Source organism: Streptococcus mitis, from assembly GCF_000722705.1.
Classification (GTDB): domain Bacteria; phylum Bacillota; class Bacilli; order Lactobacillales; family Streptococcaceae; genus Streptococcus; species Streptococcus mitis_P.
On record NZ_JPFW01000006.1, the window covers coordinates 49,887 to 68,371 of the forward strand.

At 36.6% G+C, this 18,485-nt stretch carries 17 protein-coding genes and 2 pseudogenes; 16 read left to right on the forward strand and 3 right to left on the reverse strand.

The features are described from left to right. Nucleotides 1–137 precede the first annotated feature (137 nt). The 14 genes from SK642_RS02510 (at nucleotide 138) to SK642_RS02575 (ending at nucleotide 14,493) form a co-directional block, all read left to right on the forward strand. Nucleotides 138–590: a YhcH/YjgK/YiaL family protein gene (locus SK642_RS02510; RefSeq protein WP_033683225.1), complete on the forward strand. Its 453-nt coding sequence runs from the start codon at nucleotides 138–140 to the stop codon at nucleotides 588–590. 18 nt (nucleotides 591–608) lie between these two features. Next, the gene (locus tag SK642_RS02515; RefSeq protein ID WP_033683226.1) at nucleotides 609–1,946 is read left to right on the forward strand and encodes an ABC transporter substrate-binding protein; all 1,338 of its coding nucleotides are present in this window, start codon (nucleotides 609–611) and stop codon (nucleotides 1,944–1,946) included. Between the two features lie 70 nt (nucleotides 1,947–2,016). Beyond that, the gene (locus SK642_RS02520) at nucleotides 2,017–2,901 is read left to right on the forward strand and encodes a carbohydrate ABC transporter permease (protein WP_033683227.1); all 885 of its coding nucleotides are present in this window, start codon (nucleotides 2,017–2,019) and stop codon (nucleotides 2,899–2,901) included. Next, complete coding sequence (locus SK642_RS02525; protein WP_033683228.1) at nucleotides 2,901–3,734, forward strand: carbohydrate ABC transporter permease; 834 nt, start codon at nucleotides 2,901–2,903, stop codon at nucleotides 3,732–3,734. The genes SK642_RS02520 and SK642_RS02525 overlap by 1 nt, the downstream gene beginning before the upstream one ends. A gap of 17 nt (nucleotides 3,735–3,751) precedes the next feature. Next, a complete protein-coding gene (gene nanB, locus SK642_RS02530; protein WP_033683229.1) occupies nucleotides 3,752–5,845 on the forward strand; it encodes a neuraminidase NanB in 2,094 nt (697 codons plus the stop codon). A 12-nt stretch (nucleotides 5,846–5,857) separates the two neighbouring features. Continuing rightward, complete coding sequence (locus tag SK642_RS02535) at nucleotides 5,858–6,961, forward strand: Gfo/Idh/MocA family protein (RefSeq protein WP_000241736.1); 1,104 nt, start codon at nucleotides 5,858–5,860, stop codon at nucleotides 6,959–6,961. A 172-nt stretch (nucleotides 6,962–7,133) separates the two neighbouring features. Further along, entirely contained in the window at nucleotides 7,134–7,832 is a 699-nt protein-coding gene (locus tag SK642_RS02540) for an N-acetylmannosamine-6-phosphate 2-epimerase (protein WP_001135682.1), read from the forward strand. A gap of 110 nt (nucleotides 7,833–7,942) precedes the next feature. Then, nucleotides 7,943–9,271 (forward strand): ABC transporter substrate-binding protein, encoded by a 1,329-nt coding sequence (locus SK642_RS02545; protein ID WP_033683230.1) that lies wholly within the window; start codon nucleotides 7,943–7,945, stop codon nucleotides 9,269–9,271. Nucleotides 9,272–9,427: 156 nt separating this feature from the next. Further along, nucleotides 9,428–10,294, forward strand: coding sequence for a carbohydrate ABC transporter permease (locus tag SK642_RS02550; protein ID WP_161681757.1), 867 nt, complete (start codon nucleotides 9,428–9,430; stop codon nucleotides 10,292–10,294). A gap of 20 nt (nucleotides 10,295–10,314) precedes the next feature. Further along, on the forward strand, nucleotides 10,315–11,148 hold the full coding sequence (locus tag SK642_RS02555; RefSeq protein ID WP_033683231.1) for a carbohydrate ABC transporter permease: 834 nt from the start codon (nucleotides 10,315–10,317) through the stop codon (nucleotides 11,146–11,148). A 125-nt stretch (nucleotides 11,149–11,273) separates the two neighbouring features. Further along, entirely contained in the window at nucleotides 11,274–11,726 is a 453-nt protein-coding gene (locus tag SK642_RS02560) for a YhcH/YjgK/YiaL family protein (RefSeq protein WP_033683232.1), read from the forward strand. A 129-nt stretch (nucleotides 11,727–11,855) separates the two neighbouring features. Then, the gene (locus tag SK642_RS02565) at nucleotides 11,856–12,500 is read left to right on the forward strand and encodes a YesL family protein (RefSeq protein WP_033683233.1); all 645 of its coding nucleotides are present in this window, start codon (nucleotides 11,856–11,858) and stop codon (nucleotides 12,498–12,500) included. Between the two features lie 173 nt (nucleotides 12,501–12,673). Next, on the forward strand, nucleotides 12,674–13,591 hold the full coding sequence (locus SK642_RS02570; RefSeq protein WP_001281525.1) for a dihydrodipicolinate synthase family protein: 918 nt from the start codon (nucleotides 12,674–12,676) through the stop codon (nucleotides 13,589–13,591). Nucleotides 13,592–13,608: 17 nt separating this feature from the next. Further along, nucleotides 13,609–14,493 (forward strand): ROK family protein, encoded by an 885-nt coding sequence (locus SK642_RS02575; protein ID WP_033683234.1) that lies wholly within the window; start codon nucleotides 13,609–13,611, stop codon nucleotides 14,491–14,493. Nucleotides 14,494–14,518: 25 nt separating this feature from the next. Here the strand turns inward: SK642_RS02575 and SK642_RS09900 are convergent. Then, nucleotides 14,519–15,217, reverse strand: a pseudogene (locus tag SK642_RS09900) (IS630 family transposase); the annotation flags it as partial. Nucleotides 15,218–15,271: 54 nt separating this feature from the next. On the opposite strand from SK642_RS09900, the gene SK642_RS02590 reads away from it, so the two are divergent. Next, nucleotides 15,272–15,580 carry a DUF5966 family protein gene (locus SK642_RS02590; RefSeq protein ID WP_033683236.1) on the forward strand — a complete coding sequence of 103 codons (309 nt, stop codon included), beginning with the start codon at nucleotides 15,272–15,274 and terminating at the stop codon, nucleotides 15,578–15,580. A 174-nt stretch (nucleotides 15,581–15,754) separates the two neighbouring features. Beyond that, nucleotides 15,755–16,218, forward strand: a pseudogene (gene tnpA, locus SK642_RS02600) (IS200/IS605 family transposase). Between the two features lie 98 nt (nucleotides 16,219–16,316). Here tnpA and SK642_RS02605 read toward each other — a convergent pair. After that, nucleotides 16,317–17,726 carry a sensor histidine kinase gene (locus SK642_RS02605; RefSeq protein ID WP_033683239.1) on the reverse strand — a complete coding sequence of 470 codons (1,410 nt, stop codon included), beginning with the start codon at nucleotides 17,724–17,726 and terminating at the stop codon, nucleotides 16,317–16,319. Next, entirely contained in the window at nucleotides 17,723–18,421 is a 699-nt protein-coding gene (locus tag SK642_RS02610) for a response regulator transcription factor (protein ID WP_033683241.1), read from the reverse strand. Before SK642_RS02610 ends, SK642_RS02605 begins: the two co-directional genes overlap by 4 nt. Nucleotides 18,422–18,485 lie beyond the last annotated feature (64 nt).

Genomic DNA, 18,485 nt, shown 5'->3' on the forward strand with positions numbered 1-18,485 from the left:
GTATAGAAATTACTTTCTAGATAAATTGTTATATAATATTTTTTTAAAAGTATATTCTATTACATAACAAAGTATTGAAAGCGCTTTAAAATAGATGTATAATGACCTCAAAATAACAAAGAAAGGAGGTAAAAATTATGATAATTACAAAAATAAAACGTTTAGCAACTTATGTTGAACTAAATCCAAATTTTGCAACATTAATAGATTTTCTAGAAGCAACAGGACTAGAAAATTTAGCCGAGGGATCAATTGATATCGATGGAGATCGATTGTTTGGGAATTGTTTTACATATATAGCGGATGGTGAAGCAGGGACCTTCTTTGAAACTCATAGAAAATATTTGGACATTCATTTAGTTTTGGAGAACGAAGAAGCTATGGCTGTCACATCGCCAGAAAATGTAAGCGTTACCCAAAAGTATGATGATGCAAAAGACATTGAATTATATACTGGAAAGGTAGAACAGTTAGTGCATCTAAGATCGGGAGAATGTCTAATTACTTTTCCAGAAGATTTACACCAACCAAAAGTTCGTATAAACGATGAACCTGTAAAAAAAGTTGTCTTTAAAGTTGCGATTTCTTAACGTAGAAAGGGAAGAACAATGAAAAAAATGAGAAAGTTTTTATGTCTAGCTGGAGTTGCGCTAGCAGCCGTTGCCTTGGTAGCATGTTCAGGAAAGAAAGAAACTACAACTAGTACTGAACCACCGACAGAATTATCTGGTGAAATTACAATGTGGCACTCCTTTACTCAGGGGCCACGTCTAGAAAGTATCCAAAAATCAGCAGATGCTTTCATGCAAAAGCATCCAAAAACGAAAATCAAGATTGAAACATTTTCTTGGAATGACTTCTATACTAAATGGACTACAGGTTTAGCAAATGGAAATGTACCAGATATTAGTACTGCTCTTCCTAACCAAGTAATGGAAATGGTAAACTCAGATGCTTTGGTTCCGCTAAACGATTCTATCAAGCGTATTGGACAGGATAAATTTAACGAAACTGCCTTAAATGAAGCAAAAATTAAAGATGATTACTACTCTGTACCTCTTTACTCACACGCACAAGTTATGTGGGTTAGAACAGATTTGTTAAAAGAACATAATATCGAAGTTCCTAAAACTTGGGATCAACTCTATGAAGCTTCTAAAAAATTGAAAGAAGCTGGAGTTTATGGATTGTCTGTTCCGTTCGGAACAAATGACTTAATGGCAACACGTTTCTTGAACTTCTACGTACGTAGTGGTGGTGGAAGCCTCTTAACAAAAGATCTTAAAGCAGATTTGACAAGCCAACTTGCTCAAGATGGTATTAAATACTGGGTTAAATTGTATAAAGAAATCTCACCTCAAGATTCTTTGAACTTTAATGTCCTTCAACAAGCTACCTTGTTCTATCAAGGAAAAACAGCATTTGACTTTAACTCTGGCTTCCATATTGGAGGAATTAATGCCAACAGTCCTCAATTGATTGATTCGATTGATGCTTATCCTATTCCAAAAATCAAAGAGTCTGATAAAGACCAAGGAATTGAAACTTCAAATATTCCAATGGTTGTTTGGAAAAATTCAAAACATCCAGAAGTTGCTAAAGCATTCTTGGAATCACTTTATAATGAAGAAGACTATGTTAAATTCCTTGATTCAACTCCAGTAGGTATGTTACCAACTATTAGAGGGATTAGCGATTCTGCAGCCTATAAAGAAAATGAAACTCGTAAGAAATTTAAACATGCTGAAGAAGTGATTACAGAAGCTGTTAAGAAAGGTACTGCTATTGGTTATGAAAATGGACCAAGTGTACAAGCTGGTATGTTGACTAACCAACACATTATTGAACAAATGTTCCAAGATATCATTTCAAATGGAACAGATCCTATGAAAGCCGCAAAAGAAGCAGAAAAACAATTAAACGATTTATTTGAGGCTGTTCAGTAGATGTAAAAGACTAGAAAATAGGTGGGCTAGCCTAGCCTAGCCCAATCTTGTAAAAGAAGGGAGAAGGAGAATGGTTAAAGAACGTAATTTAACTCGCTGGATATTTGTTTTGCCAGCTATGATTATTGTAGGATTACTATTTGTTTATCCGTTTTTCTCGAGTATTTTTTATAGCTTTACCAATAAGCATTTGATTATGCCCAATTATAAATTTGTTGGTTTAGCTAACTATAAAGCTGTGCTATCAGATCCCAACTTCTTTAGTGCGTTCTTTAATTCAATTAAGTGGACCGTTTTCTCATTAGTTGGTCAAGTTTTAGTAGGGTTTGTATTGGCTTTAGCTCTTCACAGAGTACGTCACTTCAAGAAATTATATAGGACCTTATTGATTGTTCCTTGGGCATTTCCTACAATCGTTATTGCCTTTTCTTGGCAGTGGATTCTAAACGGGGTTTATGGCTACTTACCTAATCTAATCGTAAAATTAGGTTTAATGGATCATACACCTGCATTTTTGACGGATAGTACATGGGCGTTCCTATGTTTGGTGTTTATCAACATTTGGTTCGGAGCACCGATGATTATGGTTAATGTACTTTCAGCCTTGCAAACAGTACCAGAAGAACAATTTGAGGCTGCTAAGATAGATGGTGCTTCAAGTTGGCAGGTGTTCAAGTTTATCGTCTTTCCACATATTAAAGTGGTTGTAGGACTTCTGGTAGTTTTGAGAACTGTATGGATCTTTAATAACTTTGATATCATCTACCTAATTACTGGTGGTGGACCAGCCAATGCTACAACGACGCTTCCAATTTTTGCATACAATCTCGGTTGGGGAACTAAATTGTTGGGTCGTGCTTCAGCAGTTACAGTATTGCTCTTTATCTTCTTGATGGCGATTTGCTTTATCTACTTTGCTATCATTAGTAAATGGGAAAAGGAGGGTAGAAAATAATGAAGAAGAAATCCAGTATTTATTTAGATATTCTCTCACATGTACTTTTAGTTGGTGCGACAATTGTTGCAATTTTCCCATTGATATGGATTATCATATCTTCTGTCAAGGGGAAAGGGGAATTAACTCAGTATCCAACACGATTTTGGCCTGAACAATTTACATTAGATTATTTCACTCATGTTATTAACGATTTGCACTTTATTGATAACATTCGAAATAGTTTGATTATTGCCTTAGCTACAACCGTTATTGCGATTATAATTTCTGCTATGGCAGCCTATGGTATTGTTCGATTCTTCCCTAAATTGGGAGCAATCATGTCGAGACTACTCGTCATTACATACATTTTCCCACCAATTTTGTTAGCAATTCCATATTCAATTGCCATTGCTAGAGTTGGATTAACAAATAGTTTATTTGGCTTAATGATGGTTTATCTATCTTTTAGTGTTCCATATGCAGTTTGGCTCTTGGTTGGATTTTTCCAAACAGTTCCAATTGGAATTGAAGAAGCAGCTCGAATTGATGGTGCAAATAAATTTGTGACTTTTTACAAAATTGTGCTACCGATTGTAGCGCCAGGTATTGTAGCAACAGCTATTTATACATTTATCAATGCTTGGAATGAATTCTTGTATGCCTTGATTTTGATTAACAATACAGGAAAGATGACAGTAGCAGTAGCCCTTCGTTCGCTTAATGGTTCAGAAATCTTAGACTGGGGAGATATGATGGCAGCGTCTGTTATTGTAGTTCTTCCATCAATCATTTTCTTCTCTATCATTCAAAATAAGATTGCAAGCGGATTATCAGAAGGATCTGTGAAATAGACGAAAGAAGGAAAGAAATGAATAAGAGAGGTCTTTATTCAAAATTAGGAATTTCTGTTGTAGGCATTAGTCTTTTAATGGGAGTCCCCACTTTGATTCATGCGAATGAATTAAACTATGGTCAACTGTCCTTATCTCCTGTTTTTCAAGGAGGTTCATATCAACTGAACAATAAGAGTATAGATATCAGCCCTTTGTTTTTAGATAAATTATCTGGAGAGAGCCAGACAGTAGTAATGAAATTTAGAGCAGATGAACCAAACTCACTTCAAGCTTTGTTTGGTCTATCTAATAGTAAAGCAGGCTTTAAAAATAATTACTTTTCAATTTTCATGAGAGATTCTGGTGAGATAGGTGTAGAAATAAGAGATGCCCAAAAGGGAATAAATTATTTGTTTTCTAGACCAGCCTCATTATGGGGAAAACATAAAGGACAGGCAGTTGAAAATACACTAGTATTTGTATCTGATTCTAAAGATAAAACATACACAATGTATATTAATGGAATAGAAGTGTTTTCTGAAACAGTTGATACATTTTTGTCAATTTCAAATATAAATGGTATAGATAAGGCCACACTAGGAGCTGTTAATCGTGAAGGTAAGGAACATTACCTCGCAAAAGGAAGTATTGATGAAATCAGTCTATTTAACAAAGCAATTAGTGATCAGGAAGTTTCAAATATTCCCTTGTCAAATCCATTTCAGTTAATTTTCCAATCAGGAGATTCGACTCAGGCTAACTATTTTAGAATACCGACACTATACACCTTAACTAGTGGAAGAGTTCTATCAAGTATTGATGCACGTTATGGTGGGACTCATGATTCTAAAAGTAAGATTAATATCGCCACTTCTTATAGTGATGATAATGGGAAAACGTGGAGTGAGCCAACTTTTGCTATGAAGTTTAATGACTATGAGGAGCAGTTAGTTTACTGGCCACGAGATAATAAATTAAAGAACAGTCAAATTAGTGGAAGTGCTTCATTTATAGATTCATCCATTGTTGAAGATAAAAAATCTGGGAAAACGATATTGTTAGCTGATGTTATGCCTGCGGGTATTGGAAACAACAATGCCAATAAAGCTGACTCAGGTTTTAAAGAAATAAACGGTCATTATTATTTAAAACTACAGAAGGATGGAGATAATGATTTCCGTTATACAGTTAGAGAAAATGGTGTTGTTTACGATGAAACGAATAATAAACCTACAAATTATACTGTGAATGATAAGTATGAAGTTTTGGAGGGAGGAAAGCCTTTAACAGTCGAACAATATTCGGTTGATTTTGATAGTGGTTCTTTAAGAGAAACGCACAATGGAAAACAGGTTCCTATGAATGTTTTCTACAAAGATTCTCTATTTAAAGTGACACCTACTAATTATATAGCAATGACAACTAGTCAGAATAGGGGAGAGAGTTGGGAACAATTTAAGTTATTGCCTCCGTTCTTAGGAGAAAAACATAATGGAACTTACTTATGTCCTGGACAAGGTTTAGCATTAAAATCAAGTAATAGATTGATTTTTGCAACATATACGAGTGGAGAACTAACTTATCTCATTTCTGATGATAGTGGTCAAACATGGAAGAAATCCTCAGCTCCAATTCCGTTTAAGAATGCAACAGCAGAAGCACAAATGGTTGAACTGAGAGATGGTGTGATTAGAACATTCTTTAGAACTACTACAGGTAAGATTGCTTATATGACTAGTAGAGATTCTGGAGAAACATGGTCGGAAGTTTCGTATATCGATGAGATTCAACAAACTTCATACGGAACACAAGTGTCTGCAATTAAATACTCTCAATTAATTGATGGAAAAGAAGCAGTCATTTTGAGTACACCAAATTCTAGAAGTGGCCGTAAGGGAGGTCAATTAGTCGTCGGTTTAGTCAATAAAGAAGATGATAGTATTGATTGGAAGTACCACTATGATATTGATTTACCTTCGTATGGTTATGCCTATTCTGCGATTACAGAATTGCCAAATCATCACATAGGTGTATTGTTTGAAAAATATGATTCATGGTCGAGAAATGAATTGCATTTAAGTAATGTAGTTCAGTATATAGATTTGGAAATTAATGATTTAACAAAATAAAGGAGAAAAAACATGGTTAAATACGGTGTTGTTGGAACAGGATATTTTGGAGCTGAGTTAGCTCGTTATATGCAAAAGAATGATGGTGCAGAGATTACTCTTCTTTATGATCCAGATAATGCAGAGGCAATCGCAGAAGAATTGGGAGCAAAAGTAGCAAGTTCCTTAGATGAGTTGGTTTCTAGCGATGAAGTAGATTGCGTTATTGTCGCAACTCCAAATAATCTTCATAAAGAACCAGTTATTAAGGCTGCACAACATGGCAAAAATGTTTTCTGTGAAAAACCAATTGCGCTTTCTTATCAAGATTGTCGCGAGATGGTAGATGCATGTAAAGAAAACAATGTAACCTTTATGGCAGGACATATTATGAACTTCTTTAATGGTGTCCATCATGCAAAAGAATTGATTAATCAAGGAGTCATTGGAGACGTTCTGTATTGTCACACAGCTCGTAATGGTTGGGAAGAACAGCAACCATCAGTATCATGGAAAAAAATCCGTGAAAAATCAGGTGGTCACTTGTATCACCACATCCATGAATTGGATTGCGTGCAATTTCTTATGGGTGGCATGCCTGAAACTGTAACGATGACAGGTGGAAATGTAGCCCATGAAGGTGAAAATTTCGGTGATGAAGATGATATGATTTTTGTCAATATGGAATTTTCTAATAAGCGTTTTGCTTTGTTAGAATGGGGTTCAGCTTATCGTTGGGGTGAACATTATGTCTTAATCCAAGGAACAAAAGGTGCTATTCGCTTAGACTTATTCAACTGTAAAGGAACTCTTAAGCTAGATGGACAAGAAAGTTATTTCTTGATTCATGAATCGCAAGAAGAAGATGATGATCGTACTCGTATCTATCATAGTACAGAGATGGATGGTGCAATTGCTTATGGTAAACCAGGTAAACGTACTCCATTATGGTTATCATCAGTCATTGATAAAGAAATGCGCTATCTGCATGAGATTATGCAAGGAGCTCCAGTATCAGAAGAATTTGCAAAACTATTGACAGGTGAAGCTGCTTTAGAAGCAATAGCTACTGCAGATGCTTGTACCCAATCTATGTTTGAAGATCGCAAAGTGAAGCTATCTGAGATAGTAAAATAAATATCGGTATTCTCTTATAATAAGTCAAGCACCCCTTTGAAAGTACTTTTAAAGGGGGTGTTTGACTTGCTTTCTTTTTAAAACTGCAATCTATCATAGAACAAACTCTTGAAAGCGCTTTAAAAATAGTATATAATTGTCTCATAAGAAAAAAGGAAAAGGAGGAAAAAGGATGCCACAGATTACTAAAGAAGCTTTGATAAATCAAATTAAAGATGGAATCATTGTTTCTTGTCAGGCCCTTCCTCACGAACCGCTTTATACAGAAGCGGGAGGAGTCATCCCCTTGCTGGTCAAAGCGGCTGAGCAAGGTGGAGCAGTCGGTATCCGAGCCAATAGTGTTCGTGATATCAAAGAAATAAAGGAGGTTACAAAACTTCCAATTATCGGGATCATCAAACGAGATTATCCACCTCAAGAACCCTTCATCACTGCTACTATGAAAGAAGTTGATGAACTAGCAGAACTAGATATTGAAGTGATTGCTCTAGACTGTACTAAACGAGAACGCTACGATGGTTTAGAGATTCAGGAGTTTATCCGTCAGGTTAAGGAAAAATATCCTAACCAGCTCTTGATGGCTGATACTAGTACCTTCGAAGAAGGGTTAGCAGCTGTAGAAGCAGGAATTGACTTCGTTGGAACAACCTTATCAGGTTACACATCTTACAGTCCAAAAGTAGACGGTCCAGATTTTGAACTAATCAAGAAGCTCTGTGATGCGGGTGTAGATGTTATCGCTGAAGGGAAAATTCATACACCAGAACAAGCCAAACAAATCCTAGGTTACGGAGTAAGAGGCATTGTTGTTGGTGGCGCTATTACTAGACCAAAAGAGATTACGGAACGCTTCGTTGCGGGTCTTAAATAACACAATCTAAAATAAGAGGAGAGTGGTGGAATAGCTGAAAAAATGAAATCGTATACATTTATAAATCACTCGTTGTCAATTTGGAAATATTTATTAAAAGGAGAATACAAATGAAATTTAGAAAACTAGCTTGTACAGTACTTGCAGGTGCTGCAATTCTTGGTCTTGCTGCTTGTGGAAATTCTGGCGGAAGTAAAGATGCTGGAAAATCTGGTGGAGATAGCGGAAAAACAGAAATCACTTGGTGGGCATTCCCAGTCTTCACTCAAGAAAAAACTGGTGACGGTGTTGGAACTTATGAAAAATCTATCATCGCAGCCTTTGAAAAAGCAAACCCAGATGTAAAAGTGAAATTGGAAACAATTGACTTTAAGTCAGGTCCAGAAAAAATCACTACAGCTATCGAAGCGGGTACAGCTCCAGACGTACTTTTTGACGCACCAGGACGTATCATCCAATACGGTAAAAATGGTAAATTGGCTGACTTGAACGACCTCTTCACAGATGACTTTGTTAAAGATGTTAACAATGAAAACATTGTAAAAGCAAGTAAAGCTGGCGATAAAGCTTACATGTATCCAATCAGTTCAGCACCATTCTACATGGCTATGAACAAGAAAATGTTGGAAGAAGCTGGAGTTGCGAACCTTGTAAAAGAAGGCTGGACAACAGACGACTTTGAAAAAGTATTGAAAGCACTCAAAGACAAAGGCTACACACCAGGTTCATTGTTCAGTTCAGGTCAAGGGGGAGACCAAGGAACACGTGCCTTTGTAGCAAACCTTTACGGAGCTTCTGTAACTGATAAAGATGTTACTAAGTATACAACTGATGACCCTAAATTTGTTAAAGGTCTTGAAAAAGCAGCTAGCTGGATTAAAGATGGTTTGTTGAACAATGGTTCACAATTTGATGGTGGAGCAGATATCCAAAACTTTGCTAACGGTCAAACATCATACACAATCCTTTGGGCACCAGCTCAAAATGGTATCCAAGGTAAACTCTTGGAAGCAAGTAAAGTAGAAGTGGTAGAAGTACCATTCCCATCTGATTCTGGTAAACCAGCTCTTGAATACCTTGTAAACGGATTTGCAGTATTCAACAACAAAGATGACAAGAAAGTTGCTGCTTCTAAGAAATTTGTTCAATTCATCGCAGATGATAAAGAATGGGGTCCAAAAGATGTTGTTCGTACAGGAGCATTCCCAGTTCGTACATCATTTGGTAAACTCTATGAAGACAAACGTATGGAAACAATCGGTGCTTGGACTAAGTACTACTCTCCATACTACAATACAATTGATGGTTTTGCAGAAATGAGAACTCTATGGTTCCCAATGTTGCAATCAGTTTCAAATGGCGATCAAAAACCAGCTGATGCATTGAAAGCATTTACTGAAAAAGCAAACGAAACTATCAAAAAAGCTACTAAACAATAAACCCTGAACTAGATTTTGTAGCCCCTTTTCCCTTTGCACGTTTGTGTAAGAAAAGGGGGCTTTTATTTAAAAGGTAAATCATCATTCTCTTAGGAGATTATCAATAAAAAAGAAAAGGAAAGAGAGGTGCCTACAGTGAAAGTTAATAAAATTCGTATGAGAGAAACTATTATTTCTTATGCTTTCCTAGCGCCAGTTTTATTCTTCTTCGTTGTCTTCGTTTTAGCACCAATGATTATGGGCTTCATCACAAGTTTCTTTAACTATTCTATGACTAGTTTCCAATTTGTGGGCTTAGATAACTATATCCGTATGTTTAAAGATCCTGTCTTCACAAAATCTCTGATTAATACAGTTATTTTGGTTATTGGATCAGTTCCTGTGGTTGTTCTCTTCTCGCTCTTTGTAGCGTCACAGACCTACCATCAAAATGCTATCGCTAGATCCTTCTATCGTTTCGTATTCTTCCTTCCAGTTGTTACAGGTAGTGTTGCCGTAACAGTTGTATGGAAATGGATCTATGATCCACTATCAGGTATCTTGAACTTTGTTCTTAAATCAAGTCATATTATTTCTCAAAATATTTCATGGCTTGGTGATAAGCACTGGGCATTGATGGCGATTATGATTATCCTCTTGACAACTTCAGTTGGTCAACCGATTATCCTCTACATCGCTGCCATGGGTAATATCGACAATTCATTGGTTGAAGCTGCCCGCGTCGATGGTGCAACTGAGTTTCAAGTTTTCTGGAAGATTAAATGGCCAAGCCTTCTTCCAACAACTCTTTATATCGCAATCATCACAACAATTAACTCATTCCAATGTTTCGCCTTGATTCAGCTTTTGACATCAGGTGGTCCAAACTACTCTACAAGTACACTTATGTACTACCTATACGAAAAAGCCTTCCAATTGACAGAGTATGGCTATGCCAACACAATCGGTGTCTTCTTGGCGGTTATGATTGCTATCGTAAGTTTTGTTCAATTTAAAGTACTCGGAAACGACGTAGAATACTAAAGAAAGGAGACAGCTATGCAATCTACAGAAAAAAACCATTAACAGCCTTTACTGTTATTTCAACAATCATTTTGCTCTTGTTGACTGTGCTGTTCATCTTTCCATTCTACTGGATTTTAACAGGGGCATTCAAATCACAACCTGATACAATCGTTATTCCACCACAATGGTTCCCTAAAATGCCAACCATGGAAAACTTCCAACAACTCATGGTGCAAAACCCTGCTATGCAATGGATGTGGAACTCAGTATTTATCTCATTGGTAACTATGTTCTTAGTCTGTGCGACTTCATCTCTAGCAGGTTATGTATTGGCTAAAAAACGTTTCTATGGTCAACGTATCCTCTTTGCCGTCTTCATCGCTGCTATGGCTCTTCCAAAACAAGTTGTCCTTGTACCATTGGTACGTATCGTCAACTTCATGGGAATCCACGATACTCTCTGGGCAGTTATCTTGCCTTTGATTGGATGGCCATTTGGGGTCTTCCTTATGAAACAATTTAGTGAAAATATCCCAACAGAATTGCTTGAATCAGCTAAAATCGATGGTTGTGGTGAGATTCGTACTTTCTGGAGTGTAGCCTTCCCAATTGTAAAACCAGGGTTTGCAGCTCTTGCAATCTTTACCTTCATCAATACTTGGAACGACTACTTCATGCAGTTGGTTATGTTGACTTCACGTCAAAACTTGACTATCTCACTAGGGGTTGCGACTATGCAGGCCGAAATGGCAACCAACTATGGTTTGATCATGGCTGGGGCTGCCCTTGCAGCTGTGCCAATCGTAACAGTCTTCTTAGTATTCCAAAAATCCTTCACACAAGGTATTACTATGGGAGCTGTTAAAGGATAAGAAACGATTTCTTTTACAGTACAAATTTGCTATTGCTAGCATGATCTAAAAACCTCCGACAGTGAATGACACTGTTGGAGGTGTTAGTTTTAATCGCTTAATGACGATTTTTAAAGGAGAAAATAATGATTTTTGACGATTTGAAAAATATTAGCTTTTATAAAGGAATTCATCCAAATCTTGACAAGGCAATTGATTATCTTTATGAACATCGTAAAGATTCGTTCGAGTTAGGAAAATATGATATTGATGGGGATAAGGTCTTTCTAGTTGTTCAAGAAAATGTCCTAAATAAAGCTGAAAATGATCAGTTTGAACATCACAAGAACTATGCAGACTTGCATTTGTTGGTAGAAGGTCATGAATATTCTAGCTTTGGTTCACGTATTAAGGACGAAGCAGTAGCATTTGACGAAGCAAGTGATATTGGCTTTGTTCATTGTCATGAACAGTATCCACTTTTACTAGGTTATCACAATTTTGCAATTTTCTTCCCAGGAGAACCCCATCAACCAAATGGTTATGCAGGTATGGAAGACAAAGTTCGCAAATATTTGTTTAAAATTTTAATTGATTAGAATGGTAGATCGAGATAGCTGATGGCTATCTTCTTAAGCACTTTTGAAAATTGAGTTTAAGAGTTGAATCTTATTGCTATCTAAATCGAATTGATTTAGATAGAATAGAAATGATAGGGGGAGTAAAAGATGTCACAAAAAGGAAGAAGTCTCATCAAGGCTGCATTTGATACAGATAATTTTCTAATGCGAATTAGTGAGAAGGTTTTAGATATTGTAACAGTTAATCTTCTCTTTGTAGTAACTTGTTTACCAATTGTAACGATTGGAGTAGCTAAAATTAGTCTCTATCAGACAATGTTTGAAATCAAGCAAAGTAGACGTGTTCCAGTTTTTAGGACCTATCTAAGAGTTTTCAGGCAAAATCTGAAATTAGGTTTTCAGCTGGGGATGTTGGAATTAGGAATTGTATTTCTTACTCTTTCAGATCTCTATCTTTTCTGGGGTCAAACGGCTTTACCCTTTCAATTGGTGAAAGCCATTTGTTTAGGGATTCTGATTTTCCTTACCATTGTGATGTTGGCTAGTTACCCGATTGCGGCACGTTATGACCTATCTTGGAAAGAAATTCTTCAAAAAGGACTGATCTTGGCTAGCTTTAATGCACCGTGGTTTATCTTGATGATTGCAATTATCTTTTTGATTTTGATGATTCTATATCTATCAGCCTTTACCCTTTTATTGGGAGGATCTGCTTTTATTCTCTTTGGTTTTGGACTTCTTGCTTTTTTACAAGTAGGTGTAATGGAAAAGCTATTTGCTAAGTACGAGTAAGGGTTGCAATCATTTCTGAAACTACTTTCAAACGCTTTAAATGCTATTCTATAAGCGAGAAACTAAAATCTAAGTGCCTAAAAGATATTGAAAGCCTTTTCTCTAAAGTGTATACTAAAGAAGTAAAGAAAGAATCTGCTTTAGCAGAAAATAAAAATAACAGGAGAAAATCTATGTCAGATTTGAAAAAATACGAAGGTGTCATTCCAGCCTTCTACGCATGTTACGATGAACAAGGAGAAGTAAGTCCAGAGCGCACACGTGCCTTGGTTCAATACTTCATTGATAAAGGTGTTCAAGGTCTTTATGTTAATGGTTCTTCTGGTGAATGTATCTACCAAAGCGTTGAAGACCGCAAATTGATTTTGGAAGAAGTTATGGCAGTTGCTAAAGGCAAATTGACGATTATTGCTCACGTAGCTTGTAACAATACTAAAGATAGTATGGAGCTCGCTCGTCACGCAGAAAGCTTGGGTGTAGATGCCATTGCAACGATTCCACCAATTTACTTCCGCTTGCCAGAATACTCAGTCGCTAAATACTGGAATGATATCAGCTCTGCAGCTCCAAACACAGACTATGTAATCTACAACATCCCTCAATTGGCAGGTGTTGCTTTGACTCCAAGTCTCTATACTGAAATGTTGAAAAATCCACGTGTTATCGGTGTGAAGAACTCTTCTATGCCAGTTCAAGATATCCAAACTTTTGTGAGCCTTGGTGGAGAAGACCATATCGTCTTTAACGGTCCAGATGAACAGTTCCTAGGTGGACGCCTCATGGGTGCTAAAGCTGGTATCGGTGGTACTTATGGTGCTATGCCAGAACTCTTCTTGAAACTCAACCAATTGATTGCGGATAAAGACTTGGAAACAGCGCGTGAATTACAATACGCTATCAATGCTATCATTGGTAAACTTACTTCTGCACATGGAAATATGTATGGTGTCATTAAAGAAGTCTTGAAGATCAATGAAGGACTTAATATTGGATCTGTTCGTTCACCTTTGACACCAGTGACTGAAGAAGATCGTCCAGTTGTGGAAGCAGCTGCAGCCTTGATTCGCGAAACGAAGGAGCGCTTCCTCTAATTCATAAGGAGGTATTTATGACTAACTACATTGCAATTGATATCGGTGGAACTAACATCAAGTATGGTTTGGTTGATCAAGAGGGGCAACTTCTTGAATCGCATGAGATACCGACAGAGGCACATAAGGGTGGTCCCCATATTTTAGAGAAAACCAAACAGATTGTAGCTAGTTATCTTGAAAAAGATTCTGTAGCAGGTGTTGCCATTTCTTCGGCAGGTATGGTGGATCCTGACAAGGGTGAGATTTTCTATGCTGGCCCACAGATTCCAAACTATGCAGGTACACAGTTCAAGAAGGAAATCGAGACTAGCTTTGATATTCCTTGTGAAATTGAAAATGATGTCAACTGTGCAGGTCTTGCAGAAGCAGTTTCGGGATCTGGTAAGGGAGCAAGCGTGACCCTTTGCTTGACCATTGGAACAGGTATTGGCGGTTGTTTAATTATTGACGGTCAAGTCTTCCATGGTTTTAGTAACTCTGCCTGCGAGGTTGGCTATCTACACATGCAGGATGGAGCTTTCCAAGACTTAGCTTCAACCACAGCTTTGGTTCGTTATGTAGCAGAAGCACATGGTGATCCAGTTGATCAGTGGAATGGTCGTAGAATCTTTAAAGAAGCTACTGAAGGGAACAAACTCTGCATGGATGGTATCGACCGCATGGTTGACTACCTAGGAAAAGGTTTAGCTAATATTTGTTATGTGGCCAATCCAGAAGTAGTTATTCTAGGTGGTGGTATCATGGGACAAGAAGCTATTCTCAAGCCTAAAATTCGAAAATCTTTGAAAGATGCTTTGGTACCAAGTCTAGCTGATAAGACGAGATTAGAATTTGCTCATCATCAGAATACAGCAGGGATGTTAGGTGCTTATTATCATTTTAAAACAAAACAATCCTAGTTTGGCAATGCCAAACTAGGATTTTCTAGGTACGACGGGCATATAGTTCATCTGTGTTGTATAGTAAATTGAAACAAGAACAAGACAAAAGAGCCTCAAAAAAGTATTGAAACTTGACAATACCTTTTTGAGGTGCTTTTTGATATGAGCTCATGTTTTCTCAATAGGATTGTACTCAGGTGAGTAGGGAGGAAGAGGTAAAAGTTTATGCCCAAATTCTTCACATAAGAGCTCTAGCTTACCCATTCTATGGAATCTTGCATTATCCATAATAATAACTGATGGTTTGTTTAATGTTGGTAAGAGAAACTTCTGAAACCAAGCTTCAAAAAAGTCGCTCGTCATCGTCTCTTCGTAAGTCATTGGAGCGATTAACTCACCATTTGTTAGCCCTGCAACCAAAGAAATCCTCTGATATCTTCTTCCAGATACTTTACCTCTTATTACTTATTAACTGACCTTTTAAAGAGCGACCATATTCTCGATAAAAATAAGTATCGAATCCTGTTTCATCAATATAAACAAGTGCTAGATGCTTTAAACTATTAAAATTTTTAAGAAATAAAGCTACTTTTTCTGGGTCTTGTTCATAGTAGGTGTGGTTCTTTTTTCGAGTGTAGCCCATATCTTTGAGAGCATAGTGGATAGTAGTTGGATGACAGTCAAATTCAGAAGCTATTTCAGTCAAATAAGCATCTGGATTGTCAGTAAGATGGTTTTTGAGACATCTGCTAGGACGCAGACTTTTATCGTCGCATGGTAGACTAGGAGGAGCCTTATGACAGATTTTCTGATTCTTCCTCTTATTCTCATAGTCGTGGGCATGATTGCCTTGATTCTCTGGATGTCCATAGTTCTGGCTAGTGGATTGTTTTTAATTGGACTAGCCTGTGCTACTCTCTTTACTGAGGTATATGGATTCTATCTTCTCTTTACAGAAACTGAACTTTACACGGAAGATTTAGCACAGAATGGATTATTTGGTTTTACGACTTTCTTTATCATCTTTAATCTTGCTTTGCTTGTCTTGGCAGGCTGGGCAGGATATAAGTGGAAGATAAGATTAAAAAAATGGAGAAAACTCTAATGGTTCTTCTCCATTTTTTATCTAATTATGTGATTATTAGTCTGTCTCGCTCCGCTAGGTGCGAGACAAAAAAACACCCGCTATGCGGGTGCGCGTTGAAGGTTATACCCAAAAAACTCCAAACGCGATACAATAAAGGTGTTCAAGCCAATTGTAAAGCGAAAGGAGAAAAATATGGTACAAAAGGCACATAGTTTATCACACACAAAGTGGATGTGTTCTATCACATTGTGTTCACCCCTAAGTATAGACGAAAAGTAATCTATAATCAATATCGAAGTAGTTTAGGAGAAATATTTCATCGCTTGTGTAGTTATAAAGGAGTTGAAATTATCGAGGGTCACTTAATGCCAGACCATGTACATATGTTAGTAAGTATTCCACCGAGGATAAGTGTTTCAAGTTTCATGGGGTATTTAAAAGGTAAAAGTGCACTCATGATGTTTGACAAACACGCCAACCTCAAGTACAAGTTTGGGAATCAGCATTTCTGGGCGGAAGGTTATTATGTGAGTACGGTTGGACTCAATGAAGCCACAATTAAGAAGTATATTCAGGAGCAGGAAAAGCATGATATAGCACTAGATAAATTGAGTGTAAAAGAATATGAGGATCTCTTTAGAGATAGTGGTAAGTAATACTAAAGCCTTTTTAAGAGGCAAGTGACGAGTCAAGAGCAATAAGGCTTGAACAACGTGAAAGCCAGCGTCTTTAGGCGCTGGCTGGTAATTTGGGCTTATAGCCCTGGTTCAAACCACCCGTTAGACGGGTGGTCATGATTGGTAATGTTGAAGATCGGAAGTGAAATGATACTTTCAAAGAATTCATTTTGGACACTAGCAAACGAAATAGAGCCCTGATGCAAATCAACAATTTGTTTTGAAATTTTTAGCCCAATTCCAGTCGTTCTAATTTTAGAAATATCAATGTTTTTAAAAGATAATTCATTAAGCTCAGCAATTTTTTCTGGTGAAGCTCCCTGTCCATTATCTTTGATTTCGACAATTACATTTGTATCTTTTTTGAATAAGTTGATTCTTATTGTGCAACCCTTTTCGTTATGTAAAACAGAGTTGTAGATGATATTATGAATAACTCTTGTGATTAAAAACTGCTCAATCATGATAGATTGATTAACAAGTGAATAATCGTAATCAAATTCAAATTCAAAATCATTCCAGATTTCTTGATTTAAAATATGGATGAGAATGTCTTTGAAGAAGGGGATAATTTTTGTTTCAGTCTGATTTAATTGAAGATGACCGGATGAAAGGCGAGCTACTATATTTAAGTCATTTAAAATATTTTGGATGTAATAGGATTCTGTCAATATTGGGCGAATATGTTTTTTAGACTGTGTATCTAGTTCAGAATCATTTAACAAGGACGCGTTAGAAATAATGACAGAAAGAGGTGTTTTGATATCGTGTGCAATTCCTGAAATCCATTGCTCTTTAAAGACTTCATTCTCTTTGAGTAGAGTATCGGTTTGATTAATTGCAGTTGTAAGATATTCTAGTTCTGATATAGAATTTATTGGATTTTTCAAACCATCTGGGAGATTCTGAATAGCAGTTACAAGAGGCGCAATTTTACGATTGATATGCGTCACACCATAGTAGTAAAGAAAAGCGAAATAAAGGCAGTTGAAAAGCAATACTCCAAATGCTACTAGTGGAATCAGGCGAATACTATCTATATCTAAGTAATTATAACTATAACGAGCAATTTTATCTTTTGGAAAACCAACAACAATGATGTAGCCACCTTTTATCTGACTAAAAACAGGATAATCTGAAAGATAATAGCGAGAAAACTGTAAAATGTCCCCATAGTCAAATTGCGAAGGAACTTCTGTAGGTTTATACTGTTCGTACACTTGTTTTCCAGTCTGCTTATCCAATACCATGAGCCATAACTTTTGTTCTTTTAGACTAGAGATATCATGTTTAGGTATGTGGACGTTATTTTTTGTGATGGTAATGTGTTCAGAAATTATTTTCACAGTCTCAGTAGCAGTTTGCTTTTCCCTAATGTAAAAAACAAAACTGGCAATTAAAATAATATTGGTAATAAAGATAATGATGGAAAAAAAGATAAATTTCTTTAGTGAATACCTTAAAATTTTGGTTTGGTTCATAATCATGATAACAATTTATATCCCAGCCCTTTAGCTGTCTTTAAATATTGAGGTTTTGAAGGATTTTCTTCTATTTTTTCTCGAATTTTCCGAATATGTACAGTCAAAGAGTTTTCATAACCAAAGCTATCCACTCCCCAAATCGTATCACAGAGAGATTCAGTTGAAACGATGTAATTTTTATTATCGTAAAGTTTTTTCAAAATCTGAATTTCAATTGGTGTAATAGAAATTTCTGCTCCATTTTTTTGTACTGTTGCATTCCGAAAACTCACCAAAGTCTGTCCAATCTGTATTACTTCCTGTTCTGATTTATAGCTTCTCCGGAGCAGAGCCATAATACGATAGATAAGATTTTTTGGAATGAAGGGTTTCATGACATAATCATCACCACCAGCATTGAAACCAGCTACCTCATCTTCAGGATTATTTTTGGCAGTCAGAAAGAGGATAGGAGTATCGCCTTTTTTTCGGATATGTTTTGCTAATGTGTAGCCATCACCATCGGGGAGCATAATGTCCAAAAGGAAAAGGTCGAACTGCTCTGTTTCAATCATGTCCAAACTAGATTCTATATCATAGGCTGATGTTAGATTGGAAAATCCGTATGCAGTGAGAATATCTCTTATGGAAGAGTTTAAAATTTTATCGTCATCAATAATAAGGATGTGCTCATTCAGGAGTTGTTGTTCGAAATTCATAATCTTACCTCGCTTATCTATATTATACCATTCAAAAGAGTGAAAAAAGATAAAATACTTTAAT